At 59.5% G+C, this 17,877-nt stretch carries 11 protein-coding genes; 5 read left to right on the top strand and 6 right to left on the bottom strand.

Features of this window, described 5'->3' with window-relative positions:
• Nucleotides 1-724: 724 nt before the first annotated feature.
• The 5 genes from QPL96_RS07855 to guaB all read right to left on the bottom strand — a co-directional run bounded on the left by QPL96_RS07855 (nt 725) and on the right by guaB (nt 9,435).
• Nucleotides 725-3,766: an efflux RND transporter permease subunit gene (locus QPL96_RS07855; protein ID WP_303286825.1), complete on the bottom strand. Its 3,042-nt coding sequence runs from the start codon at nt 3,764-3,766 to the stop codon at nt 725-727.
• Nucleotides 3,766-4,812 (bottom strand): efflux RND transporter periplasmic adaptor subunit, encoded by a 1,047-nt coding sequence (locus tag QPL96_RS07850; protein ID WP_303286824.1) that lies wholly within the window; start codon nt 4,810-4,812, stop codon nt 3,766-3,768. The genes QPL96_RS07855 and QPL96_RS07850 overlap by 1 nt, the downstream gene beginning before the upstream one ends.
• Complete coding sequence (locus tag QPL96_RS07845; protein WP_303286823.1) at nt 4,809-6,275, bottom strand: TolC family protein; 1,467 nt, start codon at nt 6,273-6,275, stop codon at nt 4,809-4,811. Before QPL96_RS07845 ends, QPL96_RS07850 begins: the two co-directional genes overlap by 4 nt.
• A gap of 55 nt (nt 6,276-6,330) precedes the next feature.
• Nucleotides 6,331-7,908, bottom strand: coding sequence for a glutamine-hydrolyzing GMP synthase (guaA, locus tag QPL96_RS07840; RefSeq protein WP_303286822.1), 1,578 nt, complete (start codon nt 7,906-7,908; stop codon nt 6,331-6,333).
• A 63-nt stretch (nt 7,909-7,971) separates the two neighbouring features.
• Nucleotides 7,972-9,435 carry an IMP dehydrogenase gene (guaB, locus tag QPL96_RS07835; RefSeq protein WP_303286821.1) on the bottom strand — a complete coding sequence of 488 codons (1,464 nt, stop codon included), beginning with the start codon at nt 9,433-9,435 and terminating at the stop codon, nt 7,972-7,974.
• 192 nt (nt 9,436-9,627) lie between these two features.
• Between guaB and xseA the strand changes: the two genes are divergently transcribed.
• From xseA to QPL96_RS07820, 3 genes are all read left to right on the top strand, one after another.
• On the top strand, nt 9,628-11,016 hold the full coding sequence (xseA, locus tag QPL96_RS07830) for an exodeoxyribonuclease VII large subunit (RefSeq protein ID WP_303286820.1): 1,389 nt from the start codon (nt 9,628-9,630) through the stop codon (nt 11,014-11,016).
• Nucleotides 11,017-11,119: 103 nt separating this feature from the next.
• A complete protein-coding gene (locus QPL96_RS07825) occupies nt 11,120-12,994 on the top strand; it encodes a propionyl-CoA synthetase (RefSeq protein ID WP_303286819.1) in 1,875 nt (624 codons plus the stop codon).
• Nucleotides 12,995-13,311: 317 nt separating this feature from the next.
• Entirely contained in the window at nt 13,312-13,521 is a 210-nt protein-coding gene (locus QPL96_RS07820) for a cold-shock protein (protein WP_048494874.1), read from the top strand.
• A 93-nt stretch (nt 13,522-13,614) separates the two neighbouring features.
• Here the strand turns inward: QPL96_RS07820 and leuA are convergent, their stop codons facing one another.
• Nucleotides 13,615-15,309: a 2-isopropylmalate synthase gene (gene leuA / locus QPL96_RS07815; protein WP_303286818.1), complete on the bottom strand. Its 1,695-nt coding sequence runs from the start codon at nt 15,307-15,309 to the stop codon at nt 13,615-13,617.
• Between the two features lie 144 nt (nt 15,310-15,453).
• Between leuA and QPL96_RS07810 the strand changes: the two genes are divergently transcribed.
• Both QPL96_RS07810 and QPL96_RS07805 read left to right on the top strand, forming a co-directional pair.
• Complete coding sequence (locus QPL96_RS07810; RefSeq protein WP_303286817.1) at nt 15,454-15,951, top strand: Lrp/AsnC family transcriptional regulator; 498 nt, start codon at nt 15,454-15,456, stop codon at nt 15,949-15,951.
• 174 nt (nt 15,952-16,125) lie between these two features.
• Nucleotides 16,126-17,859, top strand: a complete 1,734-nt coding sequence (locus QPL96_RS07805; protein WP_303286816.1) for a proline--tRNA ligase — start codon at nt 16,126-16,128, stop codon at nt 17,857-17,859.
• Nucleotides 17,860-17,877 lie beyond the last annotated feature (18 nt).

Below are 17,877 nucleotides of genomic sequence, written 5' to 3'. Positions count from 1 at the left end.
CGACCTGCCCGGGGATGTCTGTCCGCTTAAAACACCACTGACGGGTTGACAGGCGACTTGAGCGCCCCTTTACCGCAACGTCCCGGGCGCGGCCGAAATTCCCGGGATTTGAGAAAAAACCCTGTCAAGCACTTTTTGAGAAAAAGTGAGCTGAATAGTTACGTTTTTATTATTATAATTCAATATTTTACAAATTTCTGTCACTCCTTTCCGATTGGAGATGGGTTGCGCCTTTCTCCCATTACCCGTTGCCCCTCTGAATGAGGGATTGTGTCCGCGGGTCTACGAATACAGGGCAATGCTTCAAAACGGTCAATCTCCGATAATGTTCAGGCCTTCAGTGAGTCGAGGACTCACCTAATATGCCTTCTGCTGATTTCTGTAACGCGGTCAAACCGGATCGCTCCGGTTTCAGTGCGTCCGTTCACACGCTACAGACCTCCCGGGGTAAGACACAAAACTGTCGTTGCGTAAACACCGAATTTATAAAACGTATCCCAGTTGCAGATGGAGGACTTCGTGGTCACGTGCCCACTCGTCTCAGATACGTCACACCTCATATTCGGTTCTTGTCCATCGCCCCGCAACTTTGGATTGGGCTTCCTCCAGCCAACACCTCGCGATGCTAACCTTGCCCTTCTCCTAGCCTTCGGCTCTGCGAATACCTGGCAAGAGGACTTCCACCTCTCTAGTTTTGTGCCATGCCCGGCACACACGTCCGGTGTTACCGCCACCCGCCCTGGAGCACCCTGTATAACAATGGCATGACGATCACCACCAGTGGTATCTGAATCAACAAGCCGGAGATAATTGCCACCGCCAGCGGCTGCTGCATGGCCGAACCCTGACCCAGTGCCAGCGCCAGAGGCAGCAGGGCCAATATCGCAGCCAGCGTCGTCATAGTGATCGGCCGTAAACGGTTTCGGCCCGCCTGAACCAGTGCGGTGGATGCATCCATTCCCTTGCGCAGCAGTTCGTGGTACTCGGAAAAATAGAAAATCGACACTTCGGTGACAATCCCGACGATCATGGTCATGCCCATCATGGCGGTGATATTCAGCTCGATCCCGGTCAGCCACAAACCAGTAAACACCGCTGCCATGGCCAACAAAAGCGAGACCATGATCGCAACCGCTGCGGCGAACTGCTCATACAGGAACAGTAACAACAAAAACACCAGGGCCAGCGCCGCCACGAAAACCGCCATTAATCCGCGAAAGGCGATCTGTTGTTGTTGATACAGACCGCCGAGTTCGTAATACATGTCGGCGGGCAGCATGCCCTGGCCCGACAGGGTCGTCCTCACGTCACGGATCGTAGACCCCAGGTCTCGGCCACTGATACGCCCGGTCACCGCGACCATGCGTTTAAGATTGTCACGCGTGATCTGCGGCTGACCGGTCTCGACAGTCACGCTTGCAATACGCTTTAGCGGAAAACGGTGTCCATCCGGCGCACGCAGCCAGATCTGCTCGATCGCTGAGCTCCGGTCTCTCGCTGCCTCGGGCACCCACAGCCGCACGCCGATCAGCTTGACCGTCTCCTGCACCTGGGTGGTCACCAGCCCGTTAAACCAGGCGTCCAGTTGCCGGGTTACGCCATCAGGATCGATGCCTTCCAGCGCGGCCTTGTCGCGATCGACAATAACATTGATCGCATCGCCGGCCTGCACGATACCATCCTTGACTTCAACCACCCCGGCGATCTTGCCTACGGCCGCCGCCACGCGCCGCGCAACGCTCATGATCTCATCCGGCCTGTCACCATATAGCTTGATCTCGATGGGCTGCGGGACAGCGGTCAGATCACCAATGAGGTCTTCCATCAACAGCGCCATCTCGACTTCCAGGCCCGGCACCTTGCTCTCGATCTCCCCGCGGACGGTATCCATCACCTGGTCGATGGGCGCACGCGGCAACGGCTTGAGCCGCACAAAAAAATCGCCCTCGTTGGCTTCGGTGAGCCCGCCGCCCAGTTGCGCGCCGGAGCGCCGCGAATAGGTCTCGACCGCCGGCTCGTCCTGCAGGATGGTTTCCACCTGCCTGAGCAGGCGGTCCGTTTCGGTCAACGACGTGCCCGCCGGCGCGCGGTAGTCAAGAATAAAACCGCCCTCGTCCATGTGCGGCATGAATCCCGAGCCGACCTGATGGTAAGCGATATAGCCCACCAGCAACAGCGGCGCGATACCGAGCAGCAGCAGCCAGGGCGCTGTCACCAGGCGCTGCATCAGGCGTTCATACCCGGAGAGCAGACGCGCAAACAGCGGGCCGACGTCTTCGCGCTCGGCGTCTTTGCGCTTGAGCAAGTGTTCGGCCAGCAGCGGCACGGCCAGCCAGGCAAGCAGAAAAGAAATGACCAGGCTGCTGGCCATGGTCAGCGACAGCGCCTTGAAAAAGGCGCCGGTGACACCGCTGAGAAAGGCCAACGGCGCAAAGATGATCACGGTCGCCGCCGAAGACCCGGTCAGCGGCGGTGTAAATTCGATCGCCGCGTCGCGAATACTCAAAGCCAGGTCCGAACCGCGTTCGCGCAGGCGGCGGATGATGTGTTCGATCATGACAATGGCATCGTCCACGATCAGACCCACGGCCGCCGCCATGCCGCCCAGCGTCATGATATTGAAGCTCATATTCAGCACCTTGAGCAACAGGATGGTGCTGGCCAGCACGGCGGGCACGACCAGAATGGCAACCAGGGTGATCTTCAGACTGCGCAGAAACAGCAACAGCACCAGTGCAGCCAGTGCGACACCGATGGCAATCGCATCGCGCACACTCTTCGCCGACTCGGTAATCAGCTCGCTTTGATCATACCAGTTGGCGATACGCACGCCCGGCGGCAACTTGTCGTGATACCGGGCGAGACGCTGCTTGACGGCGTCGACAATCTGTACGGTATTGCCGCCGGGCTGCTGATACACCTGCACCAGTACGGCATCGTGGCCATCGGCAGTCACGCGCAACCACTGCGGCACGGTGGTCGCTTTCACATCAGCGATATCATCCAGGCGCACCAGACCATCGGCGCCACTTCGCAACACCGTGTTCTCGATCGTTTGCAGCGAATGGATGCGGGTATCGGACAACAGCAGGTAGAGTTTGTAATGGTCTTCCAGCCGCCCCACGGCCTGCAGAACATTACTGGCCGACAGACTCGTGGCGACATCGCTGAACGTCAGCCCATAGGCCGCCAGTTTTTCCGGGTCGACCTCCACCCGGAACTCCGCCTGCTCACCGCCCATCACCACCACCTTGGCGACACCGTCTATCGAGGACAGCAACGGGATGAGCTGGTACTCGCCAAGATCGCGCAACTGCACGAGTGATTCGCTGTCCGAGGTCAGGCTGTAGGCGGTGACCGGGAACACCGTCGGGTCCATGCGCCTGACGCTGAAACGCGTACCCGGCGGCAGCTCCGGCAGCACCTGGTTGACCGCCGACTCGACCTGCAACATGGCCGACACCATGTCGTCACCCCAGGCGAAATTGATCGACAGTTCGGCGCTGCCGCGGCTGGTCGTCGAGCGCAGGCTGGCGACCCCCGGCACCGAACGCACCGCCTGTTCGACCTGGCGGGTCACCGCGATGACCATCTGGTCAGCCGGACGGTCGCCGGCATTGATCGACACCACTACCCGGGGGAAATCCACGTGCGGAAACAGGGCCACCGGCAGTTTCAGCCCGGCCGCAATGCCGGCGAGCGCCAGAATGCCGACGAGAAACAGGATCGAGCGGCGGTGCGCCGCCGCCCAGTGCGCAACATCCATCAGGGGGTATCCCGGACTGCCATACCGTCGACCAACTGATAATTGCCGCTGGTCACGACGCGGTCGCCGACTTGCAGATCGCCGCTCACCGCCACCCGCTCACCCGCATCGTTACCTGCGGTAACAACAACACGGTGCGCCTTGCCGTTGGCAACCGTGAAAACGTACGTCTGCCCCTGGTCTGACAGGACGGCACTGCGCGGGACGACCAGGGACTCACTGGAAGCCATTTGCAGGGTGCCGATCACCCGACTACCCAATACCAGACCGCGGCTGGCATTGTCAGGTATCGGCACCAGCACCTCGACCAGATGCGTCGCCGGATCGACCATGGCGTGCACCTCGCGTACCCGGGAATCGATCGAGATATCCGGCACGAACACCGAGGTGATGATCACAGACTGCCCGGGCTGCACGCGGGCCAGGTCTTCCGGCTCAATGCCCAGACGCGCAATCAAACGCTGTTCGGCGGCGATCAGCATCGCCGTGGTGTCAGCCTGGACGCGCTGTCCCTGGGACAGATCCAGCCGGGTCACGATACCGTCCATGGGTGCGCGCAGCGTTTCCTTCTCCAGACCCTGTCCGCGCTGCTTCAGCGCCTCCAGCGTGGCCCGGGCGTCCTGCAGGTTCTTGCGAGCAGCGTCGACGGCAGCCTTGGTCGCCAGTTGCTCGCCGAGCAGACGCTGTTGCCGGTCCAGCTCGCGCTGTGCGTAGTCCACTGCGCTTTGCGCCTGGAGATATTGCATGCGTGCATCCGGCGCGGTGATGACTTCAAGCAGGCTGTCACCGCTTTTGACACGCTGGCCGAGACGGACCCAGACGCGATTGATCAAGCCCGCGTGCGGCAGGGACAGACTCAAGACCTGGTCCGGGTCCGGGTCGAGCGTGCCGTAGGCGGTCAGTGTTTCGCTGACCTGTTGTTGCTCCACGGCCGTTGTCTTGACCAGCACGCTGGGCGTTTCCGACCCGGTCACCGGCGCTGTGACAACGCACAGCATCAGGTATGCCCACAGCGCAATGTGATGTGTTAACCGTTTTCTTATCATGGCGCCTGTTTCCTCTCCTCGGGCAGCGTCAAAAGCGGCTGACGGGGATACGAAGGCAGCGCCAGCAAGGCGGTCAAGGCGATATCATTCTCCCAGGACGTCTGCGTAAGGCCGATCTGTTCCAGGCGCTTGTTCACCCAGGTCGATTCCATGTTCAGAAATGTCAGCGCGTCGATATCGCCTTTACTGTAAGCCTGTTCGGCACGATCGACCAGCGTTTTCAGTTGCGGCAGGTAGCGCTGCAGATCGTCGATCTGGCGCTGTAAAATCGTTTGTAATGTCAACAAGCGGGCGACATCCGTCTGCGCCTGTGCCAGGCGCGCGCGGAAGTCCTCACGCAAGTGTTCGCGGGTGGCGCGCTCGATGGCGATATTGCCACGATTCCCGCTGAGCAGCGGCAAACTCAGGCTGATGCTGAAACCGGCTGTATCAACGTTGCCGGTATCCCTGGCCCGGGTGATGCCGATACCCAGCGAGGGAAACTGGGCGAGAATCGCGGCCCGGACGCTAGCTTCCTGACTGGCATAGCCGGCCTTGAGCGCGAGCAAATCCGGGCGCCGCTCCGACAGGCTCTGTAGCTGCGCATCGACCTGTTCCCGCGCCAGCGGCGTTGGCGGCTGCAGGGGTGTAAAGATAATCTCCACGTCCGGCACGAGACCGAGAAGCAAGTTCAGATCGTGCCGCGTCTGGTTGTGCGTTTGTTCGAGCTGGTTGATCTGGCTCAAGGTGTCCAGCAGCGCGGTCAGGTCGGTGCCGTTGACATCCAGTGTGATATCGCCGCTGCGCAGCGCCCTGGCGGACCGCCCGTAGCGGTCGCTGTACAGCGCGTGCATTCTGTTCAGCAGGGTCAACCGTTCGGATTCGAGTTGCTGACGCACCGCCAGCAGTCGCGCCTGCTGCATGACCTGCCATTCCTGCCACAGCAGGTCGAGACGCACCTGATCCTGCTGCCTGCCGGCCGCCTCGACGCGTGCGCCGCGGGTAACGACGGGAATGAGATCGTAGTTCAATCCCAGCGACCAGGCATTGACCAGACCCGAGGTATTACCGGTCGGTTTGTCTAATCCGTAACTCACTTGCGGATCAGGCCACAGTCCGGCACTGAACATCTGGGCTTCGGCTACCCGCCATTGCGCGCGCCGCGTTGTCAGATCCGGATTATTGAGCACGGCCAGAATACCGATCTCGGTCAGATCCAGTCCGTCGACCGGATTGACGATGTAATCCGCGCCGGCCTCGCCTGACGGGGGTGCCGCATGCAAGCGCAGCGCGTCGACTCTGGCGCGAAGCGGTGACGCTGTATCCAGCGGTTGTGGCTTGTAGGTTGCGCAGCCGGACAGCAAGAGCAGCAGCGCGGCGAGGACTGCCGGTTTACCCTGGCGGTGGTACGGCGTCCCATAATTGCTCATGGTATCCGGGTCCTTGTTATCGAGATGGTTTTTGAGCACGCGGTAACTGCGCAAATAATACCTGGGTAGATAATACCTGCTGTTGCAATTCAGTAGCTGCCAGTTCCGCCTACTCCCACTCGATGGTTGCCGGCGGCTTTGAGGATACGTCGTAGGTTACCCGGGACACACCGGCAATCTCGTTGATGATCCGGTTGGAGACGGTTTCGAGCAGATCGTACGGCAGATGTGCCCAGCGGGCGGTCATGAAATCGATGGTTTCAACCGCCCTCAGGGCCACCACGTACTCGTAGCGGCGGGCATCGCCCACCACGCCCACCGACTTGACCGGCAGGAACACGGCAAACGCCTGGCTGGTCTTGTGGTAGAGATCGGCACGATGGAGTTCTTCCAGGAAAATGGCGTCTGCCTTGCGCAGGATATCGGCGTATTCCTTTTTCACTTCACCGAGAATGCGCACGCCCAGGCCCGGGCCCGGGAACGGGTGGCGGTAGACCATGTCGTAAGGCAGGCCCAGTTCAAGGCCAATCCGGCGCACTTCATCCTTGAACAGTTCCCGCAGCGGCTCCACCAGCTTCATTTTCATGGTTTCCGGCAGGCCACCCACGTTGTGGTGGGATTTGATGACGTGTGCCTTGCCAGTCTTGGAGGCGGCTGACTCGATGACGTCCGGATAAATGGTGCCCTGGGCGAGCCAGTTCACATCGCGGATGGCGACCGCTTCGTTGTCAAATACATCGATGAAGGTGTTGCCGATGATCTTGCGCTTCTGCTCAGGATCGTTGATGCCCTTGAGTTTGGCCAGGAACAGGTCTTCCGCGTCCACCCGGATCACTTTCACCCCCATATTGCGGGCAAACATGTCCATCACCTGGTCGCCCTCGTGGAGACGCAACAGGCCGTTATCCACGAACACACAGGTCAGCTGATCACCGATCGCGCGGTGCAACAGTGCGGCAGTCACGGAGGAGTCGACACCACCGGACAAGCCCAGCAGCACCTTGTCGCTGCCGACCTGATCCCGGATCTGCCGGACCGCGTCGTCCACAATCTTCGCCGGCGTCCACAACGCTTCACACCCACAGATATCCAGGATGAAGTGCTCGAGAATCCGCTTGCCCTGGAGGGTATGGGTCACCTCCGGGTGAAACTGAACACCAAAGAGGTTCCGGCTCAGGTCCTGCATGGCGGCAATGGGGGCGCTCTCGGTAGACGCCAGCAGCTCGAAGCCTTCCGGCATAGCCACCACCTTGTCACCGTGGCTCATCCAGACATCCAGCAGTGAATCGCCGGTGACGGTCAGGTGATCGGTGATATCCCGCAGCAGTGGGCCGGCGGCGCGCACTTTTACCTGGGCGTAGCCAAATTCCCTCTTCTCGGAACTGGCAACCCGGCCGCCGAGCTGCTCCGCCATGGTCTGCATGCCGTAGCAGATACCGAGAACCGGAATACCACGCTCAAACAGGCCTTCCGGTGCCCGGGGGCCGCCCAGCTGTGTGACCGACTCAGGCCCACCGGCAAGAATAATCCCTTTCGGGTTGAACTCACTGAGTTCTTCTTCGGTAATATCAAACGCCCTGATCTCACAGTAGACACCAATCTCCCGTACACGGCGGGCAATGAGCTGGGTGTACTGGGAACCGAAATCGAGAATCAGGATGCGGTGGTCATGAATGTTCTGGGCCATGGAGTCCTCGGGGCAAAATGAACAACGCGGCCCTCAGGGGAGCCGCGTCTGGTATGGCGATGATTAACCGATACGGTAGTTTGGCGCTTCCTTGGTGATGGTCACATCGTGCACGTGACTCTCGCGCATGCCGGCATTGGTGATGCGGACAAATTCCGGCTTGGTACGCATCTCTTCCATTGTGCCGCTACCGGTGTAGCCCATGGAAGCACGCAGGCCACCAACCAGTTGGTGAACAATATTGCGCATTGGCCCCTTGCAGGCGACACGGCCTTCGATGCCTTCGGGCACCAGCTTTTCGATGCCTTTACTGGCATCCTGGAAATAACGGTCGCTGGAGCCCTGCCCCATGGCGCCAAGTGAGCCCATGCCACGGTAGGCCTTGTAGCTGCGGCCCTGAAACAGCTCGACCTCTCCAGGCGCTTCATCGGTGCCTGCCAGCAGGCTGCCGATCATGACGCAATGGGCACCGGCAGCAATGGCCTTGGCGATATCACCGGAAAATCGTATGCCACCGTCGGCAATCAGCGGCACGCCGCGGTCCTTGAGGGCAGCCGCCACGTTCGACACCGCTGAAATCTGGGGCACGCCGATGCCGGCGACAATGCGCGTAGTGCAGATGGAACCGGGGCCAATACCCACCTTCACGGCGTCGGCACCGGCGTCCGCCAGAGCGATAGCCGCCTGGGAGGTTGCAATATTACCGCCAATCACCTGAACTTCCGGGAAGTTCTGCTTGACCCAGCGAACACGCTCGATCACACCCCGTGAATGACCGTGGGCGGTATCCACCACCAGCACATCCACGCCGGCCTCTGCCAGCGCCATAATCCGCGCCTCGGTGTCGCCGCCGGTACTGACAGCGGCGCCGACACGCAACCGCCCCTGGTCATCCTTGCAGGCCAGCGGGTAGTCCTTTGCCTTCTGAATGTCCTTGACGGTGATCAGCCCGCGCAGCTCGAAATTGTCATTGACCACCAGCACTTTTTCGATGCGATGACGGTGCAGCAACTCCTTGACGTCGTCCAGGCAAGCCCCTTCTTTCACCGTGACCAGCTTATCCTTGGGCGTCATGATGTCCTGCACCGGAGTGTCCATCCGGCTTTCAAACCGGATGTCACGGCCAGTGACAATGCCCAGCAGGTCACGGCCATCGACCACCGGCAGGCCGGAAATATTGTTCGCCATGGTGATATCCACCAACTCGCGGACGGTGGTATCCGGCGTCACGGTAATCGGGTCTTTTACCACACCGCTTTCGAACTTCTTGACCTTCCGAACCGCTGCTGCCTGCTGCTCAACGGTCATGTTCTTGTGCATGATGCCAATTCCGCCTTCCTGGGCCATGGCAATGGCCAGGTCTGCTTCGGTAACGGTATCCATCGCGGAAGATACAAGCGGAATGTTCAGAGTGATACCTTTGGTCAACCGGGTCTGCAGGCTCACCTGGTGGGGAAGAACTTCTGAATATCCGGGAACCAGCAGAACGTCATCAAACGTGAGGGCTTCTTCGGCAATTCGCAACATTGGGATCCGCCTTTTGAACGTGCTAAGTTGGAAATTTCAGTGCTGTACCCGCGGCGGCACAACAAAGCAAAATCCTTAATCGGCCCATTATAAAGGGGCTCTCGGGGACAGTAAACCGCGCCGTTTCCAACGTTCGATTGCATCTTTTTGAAATTTCGCTATTTTTAACCTCCCATTTTTCGGCTATTGCGTATGCATAACGACGGAGTCAGACCGGTGACATCTCCCCTTCAGGACACCCGCCCCCGGGCACTCAGCGTCAGCGAACTGAACCATCAGGCCAGACACCTGCTGGAATCCAGTTTTATGCAGGTGTGGGTGGAAGGTGAACTGTCGGGATTTTCACGGCCTTCTTCCGGGCACTGGTACTTTTCCCTGAAGGACCGGAAGTGCCAGGTACGCTGCGCCATGTTCCGCGGTTTGAACCAGCGAATCCGGACCTTGCCGAAAGAAGGCGACCAGGTACGCATCCGTGGCAAAGTCACCCTCTACGAGAACCGGGGCGACTTCCAGATTATCGTCGAGCATATGGAACCGGCCGGCCTCGGCGCACTGCAGCAGGCCTTTGATGTGCTCAAGCGCAAACTGCTCGCCGAAGGCCTGTTCGATAACACCCGGAAAAAACCGCTACCCTCGCTGCCAAACCACATTGGTGTGGTTACCTCGCCCACCGGTGCTGCCATTCACGACATCCTCACCGTACTGGCACGTCGCTGCCCGGCCATTCCGGTTACCCTTTATCCAACCGCCGTGCAGGGCAAGGCCGCAACCTCCGATATTGTCCGTGCCATTGAACGTGCCCAGGCCCATGGCGTTGCCGATGTACTGATCATCGGCCGGGGGGGCGGATCTCTGGAGGACCTCTGGTGCTTCAACGAAGAAGCTGTGGCCCGGGCCATTGCGGCCTGCGCAATCCCCACTGTCAGCGCGGTTGGTCACGAGGTGGATGTCACCATTGCCGATTTCGTGGCCGATCTGCGTGCCCCAACGCCCTCGGCGGCCGCCGAAAAGATCTCACCGGACCAATCCGACTGGCTGAAGCAGCTCCGTGAGCGGAAGTTCAGGCTCGCCAACGCCATGGAGCTCACCCTGAAACGCCTCGGCACCCAGCTCGGGCATCTGACTACGCGACTGCGGGATCCGAGACGGGAATTGCTTGAAAAGGCCCAGCGCATGGATGAGTTGGAGCTGAGGCTCGAAAAGGCTATCCGACAGCACTTGAGCACGGCAAGTATCAGGAATGACCACCTGCGCCAGAGGCTGGTGATGCAATCACCTGGCCGACAGCTTTCGCAAAACCAGGTCACGGTGAACCGTATTACAGAGCGACTGGTCTCGCTGATGCAACAGGGTCTCCGATATCGGCGGGAAACCCTGGAACACGCAGCACAGACCCTCAACGTCGTGAGCCCTCTGGCAACTCTGGGCCGTGGTTACGCCATCGTGCGGGACGGTGATGGCAGGATTGTCCGGGAGGCATCGGCGGTCAGTGCCGGGGATCGCATTTCCGCCCGGGTTGCGAGGGGTGAGCTGACAGCAAAGGTAACATCGGTCAGCTCTGTGGAGGAAACCGGTCGATAAATCCGCCGGACTAAGCCAATGGTCTACTAGTCCATGATTTCAAACGGCCTAAAGTTGTCAGGAAACGCACTAAAACAACAACAGGCACGATGAGGTGGAATATATGGACTACCACTCAGAGTTCCGGCGGTCGATAGACAACCCGGACGACTTCTGGCGTGAACAGGCGGAAAAAATTGACTGGCTCGAGCCGCCGAAAACCATCTGGCAGCCGACCGACAACGGCCACGGGCAGTGGTTTCCCGACGGCACCCTGAACACCTGTGACGTGGCGCTGGATGCCAACATCCGGGCCGGCCGGGGCGATCAGAAAGCCCTGATCTACGATTCACCGGTCACCAGCACCAAACGCTCCTACACCTACAGCGAACTCACCGAAGAGGTGGCCCGCTTCGCGGGTGCCCTCAGGGATCGTGGCATCACCAAGGGCGACCGGGTCATCATCTACATGCCGATGATTCCTGAAGCCGTTATCGCCATGCTCGGCTGCGCACGCATCGGCGCGGTTCACTCGGTGGTGTTCGGCGGTTTTGCCGCCCACGAACTGGCGGTTCGCATTGACGATGCCACACCCAAAGCGGTTATCACCGCCTCCTGCGGTATCGAAGTGACCCGCGTCATCGAATACAAGCCGCTGGTGAACAAGGCCATCGACCAGGCCAGCCACAAACCGGAAACCTGCATTGTTTACCAGCGCCCCCAGGCAAAGGCAGACCTGAGCCCGGGTCGCGATTTCGACTGGAACCAACTGATGGCGGCCGCCGAAGCGGCTGACCCGGTGCCCGTCAAATCAACCGATCCGCTCTATATCCTCTATACCTCCGGTACTACCGGCAAGCCAAAAGGCGTGGTCCGGGACAATGGTGGCCACGCGGTTGCCCTGAACTACAGCATGGAACTGGTCTATGACGCCAAACCCGGAGACATATACTGGGCCGCCTCGGACGTGGGCTGGGTCGTCGGCCACAGCTACATTGTGTACGCCCCGCTCTTTGCAGGCTGCACGACCATACTTTACGAAGGCAAACCGGTGAAAACCCCGGACGCCGGCGCATTCTGGCGGGTGGTCGAGGATCATAAGGTAAACATGCTGTTCACCGCGCCGACGGCCTTCCGGGCGGTTCGCAAGGAAGACCCCGAGGCGGACCAGCTTTCCCGCTACGACATCAGTTCACTGAAGCGCCTGTTCCTGGCCGGCGAACGGCTGGATCCGGCGACGTACGAATGGCTTAAGGAACATACCGGCCTGCCGGTTCTCGATCACTGGTGGCAGACCGAAACCGGCTGGGCCATATGCTGCAATCCGGTCGGCATCGAAATGATGGCCACCAAACCCGGCTCCGCGACGGTGCCCTCACCCGGTTACAACGTCCAGGTGGTGGACCGGAACGGCAGCCAGATGCCCGCGGGCGAGCAGGGACAGATCGCCGTAAAACTGCCACTGCCACCGGGCTGCATGATGACCGTGTGGGGTGACGACGAGCGCTTCCGCAAGACCTATCTGGAGCCCATTTCCGGATTTTACAGCTCCGGCGATGGCGGTTTTATTGATGAAGACGGCTATGTATTCGTCATGGGCCGCACGGATGACGTGATCAACGTTGCCGGCCACCGCCTGTCTACCGGCGAGATGGAAGAGGTGGTGGCTTCCCATCCAGCCATCGCAGAGTGCTGCGTGGTGGGTGCTCACGATGACATGAAGGGGCAGATCCCCATCGGTCTCGTGCTGATCAAGGATGGTGCGACCATTGACCACGATGAACTGGAAGATGAACTGGTGGAGATGGTGCGTGACAAGATCGGTGCCATTGCCTGTTTCCGGCGGGCCCTGGTGGTTGACCGCCTGCCGAAAACCCGCTCCGGCAAGATTCTGCGACGGGTGATCCGGCAGATTGCCGATGGCGAGGAATACACCGTTCCCAGCACCATTGACGACCCGGCCATACTGGAGGAAATCAGCGAGCAATTCCGCCACTAGCGGAATTGCCGGCAACCGACAACCGTCCCCGGTCAGACCGGGGACAATGAGTCTTTGTGTCCAAAACCACAACCCGTTGTTTTTACAAAAATTAAAACCTGCGCGAAAGGTTTGAAAATTTCGTTGACGCCCCCCGAACTCGGTCTATACTGAAATTGCTGTGAAAATACAGCGGTATTTGGTGAATGCGTTTCAACGTCCTGCCGAAGTGCTCTTCGTTGCCCCTTTCCTCAGTACTCTCTGGATTTCTCAGCATCGGTTCCGCATGGAATTTGAAGGTCCCGTGAGGGTAAATTACAGAAAGACAGGAAAGATCAATGTCCGATACTAAAACTGGCCACGTTAAGTGGTTTAATGAGTCCAAAGGCTTTGGCTTTATCGCTCAGGACGGTGGCAGTGACGTGTTTGTTCACTACAGCGCAATCAATTCAAGCGGTTTCCGTACCCTGACCGAAGGCCAGCAGGTGCAGTTCACCGTTACACAGGGCCCGAAAGGTCCCCAGGCGGAAAACGTAACCCCCGTCTGAGGGTTACGTTCCGTCCTTTGCCCCTCACGGGCATCGGAAAATCAACAAGCCGGCATTCGTGCCGGCTTGTGTCGTTCCGGGCGTCGGCCTGGCTCAGGCGCCCGCAACCTCGGCTTCCCTCGCCGGCGCCGGCATTTCGATTCCCACCGCCTGCGCTACGGCCGAGAACAGCGCCTGCAGTGTTGCGGAGGTGGTATCTTCCGCCAGTGCCGCCGCACTGCAGTGCCTGCCATTGGCAGTCAGCCGGATACAGGCCAGGGCATTGGCATCAGTGCCTTCACCCAGGGCAAACTCGTCATACGCTTCAACCGCAATGGAGACACCAAACCGGCCTTCCAGGGCTTCGGACACCGCTTCCACGGCACCCAGGCCGCGGCCGTCCAGGCGCACGGGTGCAGACTCACTGCCAACGGACACTTCGGCGCGAACGCCCTCTTCGTCCCGGTGCAGATCGTAGGATCTCAATACCCAGTCAGCATGAACCTTCAGGTAACGGTTCTCGAACAGCCGGTGAATGGTCAGTGAATCGATCTCACCGCCATTGGCTTCCGCCTCTCTCTGCACCACCTTGCTGAACTCGATCTGCAGCCAGCGCGGCAGGCTGATGTTGTAATCCCGTTCCAGTACATAGGCGACACCGCCCTTGCCAGACTGACTGTTGATACGCACAACCTCCTCGTACCGGCGGCCTACATCAAACGGATCAATGGGCAGGTAGGCCACATTCCAGGCACCCCCTTCTTCCCGGCGCGCCAGACACTTGCGAATGGCATCCTGATGACTGCCCGAGAAGGCAGTGAACACCAGCTCCCCGGCATAGGGGTGGCGGGGATGAGTGGAGATTTCGGTGCAGGCCTCAACCAGCTCGCTGATCTCCGCCATTCCGGAAAGATCCAGCGCGGGGTCAATGCCCTGGGAATAGAGGTTCATGGCCATGGTGACCAGATCCATGTTGCCCGTGCGCTCCCCGTTACCCATCAGGGTGCCCTCAACGCGGTCGGCACCGGCCATCACAGCCAGTTCCGCAGCCGCCACGGCGCAGCCACGATCATTGTGGGTATGCACACTGATACGGATGTGCTCACGGCGCTGGATGTTGTCGCAAATCCATTCAATCTGGTCGGCAAACACATTCGGCGTTGCCATTTCAACGGTCGCGGGGAGGTTGACAATCATCGCCTGCCCCTGGTCCGGACGCCAGACATCGCTCACGGCATCAATCACGTCAGCCGCGAAATCCAGCTCGGTGCCAGTGAAACTTTCCGGTGAATACTGGAACGTCCATTCCGTTTCCGGATGGCGTGCTGCTATGTCCCTGACCACCTTCGCACCGTTTACCGCAATATCACGGATGCCGTCACGGTCCAGCCCGAACACCTGCTCCCGCTGCACGGTCGATGTCGAGTTATAGACATGCACGATGGCCTTGCGGGCACCGGAGAGCGCCTCGTAGGTACGCTCGATCAGTTCCGGCCTGGCCTGGGTCAGTACCTGGATCTTCACATCCTCAGGAATGCGGTTTTCTTCGATCAGCTTGCGGCAGAAGTCAAAGTCAGGCTGACTCGCAGCGGGAAAACCGATTTCAATTTCCTTGAAACCCAGCTTGACCAGCAAATCGAACATCCGCTGCTTTTGCGCAACCGACATGGGCTTCACCAGCGCCTGGTTGCCGTCCCGAAGGTCCACCGCACACCAGGTCGGTGCCTTTTCGATGACCTTGTCGGGCCAGCGGCGATCCGTTTTGGCAACCGGTTTGAAGGCAACGTATTTGCGATGATCAAAAGCCATGGGTGTTATTCCTTGCGGTTTCGGGAATGAAATTCTCAGCGTGTACAGGTTAACGCGATAACGCTGATATTTGATTGCGAAGTTTGGTTGAAAAGCGTACTTTTAATTCATTAATTGCTATTTATATATTATTCGTGGAATTTTATGCCAGATAATCAGAAAAACCTCATTAAAATTGATAAAATTGACCGGAGAATCCTTGAGCAGGTCCAGAACGACGGTTCCCTGACCAACCAGGAACTGGCGGAAAAGGTGGGGCTTTCTCCCTCTCCCTGCCTGCGCCGGGTTCGGGCCCTTGAGGAAGCGGGCATCATTGTCAGGACTGTGACCATCCTGGACCACAAGAAGCTGGGCCTGTCACTCACGGCGATCATCCTGATCGGCATGGACCGACATACGCCAGAGCGTTTTGCCACCTTTGAAGAGCAGGTCGCCGACTACCCGGAAGTGCAGGAGTGCTACCTGATCACCGGGCAGGATGCCGATTACATGCTCAAAGTCGTGGTTCCGGATATGGACCACTACCACCATTTCCTGCTCAACCGGATCACCCGGATTCAGGGGGTCAGTGGCGTGCATTCAAGTTTTGTGCTTCGACGGGTAATAGACAGTACCGCCCTGCCCCTGGGCTACCTGTCCTGAATCAGGAGAGGTGGCCCAGGGGCAGCATCAATGGATTCGTCGGTCATCATCTGTACCTTGTGCAACAGGCTCCGTACAATAACGACCACTTTGCGAAAAATAAGGGCTGCAGCGGGCCAACCGCCGACTGTCCATTAGTCTAACACTCCAGATTTCTGACAAACGGAAGACACGATGCGAGCAAGCCGTTACCTGATTGCCACCCAGAAAGAGACCCCCGCCGACGCGGAAATCATCAGCCACCAGCTGATGTTGCGTGCCGGCATGATTCGCAAACTGGCTGCCGGGTTATACACCTGGTTGCCGATGGGGCTGCGGACTCTGCGCAAGGTTGAACGGATTGTTCGTGAAGAGATGGACAAGAGCGGTGCCCAGGAAGTTTTGATGCCGGCTGTTCAGCCCGCGGAACTGTGGCAGGAATCCGGCCGCTGGACCCAGTACGGCGGAGAACTGCTGCGGATGAATGATCGTCACGGCCGGGACTTCTGTTTTGGCCCGACCCACGAAGAGGTCATTACCGACCTGATCCGCAACGAGCTCAAGAGCTACAAGGAGCTGCCGGCCAATTTCTATCAGATCCAGACCAAATTCCGGGATGAGCGCCGTCCCCGGTTCGGCGTGATGCGTGCCCGGGAATTCATCATGAAGGACGCCTACTCCTTCCATATCAATGCCGAGTCCCTGGATGAGACCTACCAGCTCATGCACCGCACATACTGCGCGATTTTCGACCGCCTGGGGCTGGATTACCGCCCGGTACAGGCCGACTCGGGTGCCATTGGCGGCAGCGCCTCCCATGAATTCCATGTGCTTGCCTCCTCCGGTGAGGACGACATCGTCTTCAGCACCGGCAGCGACTACGCCGCCAACATCGAGAAGGCCGAGGCCCTGGCCCCTGCCGGCCAGCGCCCCGCGCCTGCTGAAGCGCTGAAAGAAGTCGCCACTCCGGACCAGAAAACCATTGACGCCGTGTCTGAATTCCTGGGCATTGATGCCACGCGCACGGTCAAGACCCTGCTGGTCAAGGCCGAGGCCGATGAGGAAGGCCACTCAGGCCTGGTGGCACTGATCCTTCGGGGCGACCACACCCTGAACGAGATCAAGGCCGGAAACCTGGCAGGCGTGGCTGAGCCCCTGACCATGGCGACGGATGAGGAAATCGAACTGGCTACTGGCTGCAAGGCGGGCTCCATTGGCCCGGTCAAGCTGAACGTGCCGGTGATCGTTGATCGCAGTGCCGCTCACCTGGCGGACTTTGTCTGCGGCGCCAACCGGGACGGCTTCCACCTGACCGGCGTGAACTGGGAAAGGGACGTCCCGCTGGATCGCGTGGAAGACCTGCGCCAAGTAGTAGAAGGCGACCCGAGCCCCGACGGCAAGGGTACCCTGGAAATCCGCCGGGGTATCGAGGTTGGGCATATCTTCAAGCTCGGCAACAAGTACAGCACTGCCATGAACGCCACGGTCCTGGACGAGAACGGCAAGAGCGTGATCATGGACATGGGTTGCTACGGTGTCGGCGTATCCCGGATCGTCGCCGCCGCCATTGAACAGAACCACGACGACAAGGGCATCATCTGGCCGGACGCCATTGCCCCGTTCGAGATTGCCATCGTCACACTCAACGCCCACAAATCACCCACGGTTGCCGAAGCCGGCGAGAAACTGTACGTACAGCTGCGCCAGGCGGGCTATGATGTACTTCTGGATGACCGCAACGAGCGCCCGGGTGTGAAGTTTGCCGATATGGAGCTGATTGGTATTCCGCACCGGTTCGTGGTCTCCGAACGGGGCCTTGCGGCGGGCACTCTCGAGTACAAGGGGCGCCGGGATGAGGAAAAGCGGGATATCCCGGTGGCTGAGGCACTGCCTTTCCTGGTCAATGCTTCGCCCCGTAAAGGGCTTTGACCCCGACCCGTCGGACGA

Origin of the sequence: Marinobacter sp. SS8-8 (genome assembly GCF_030540945.1) — a bacterium.
GTDB lineage: Bacteria > Pseudomonadota > Gammaproteobacteria > Pseudomonadales > Oleiphilaceae > Marinobacter.
This window is presented reverse-complemented; position numbering and strand designations above follow the sequence as displayed.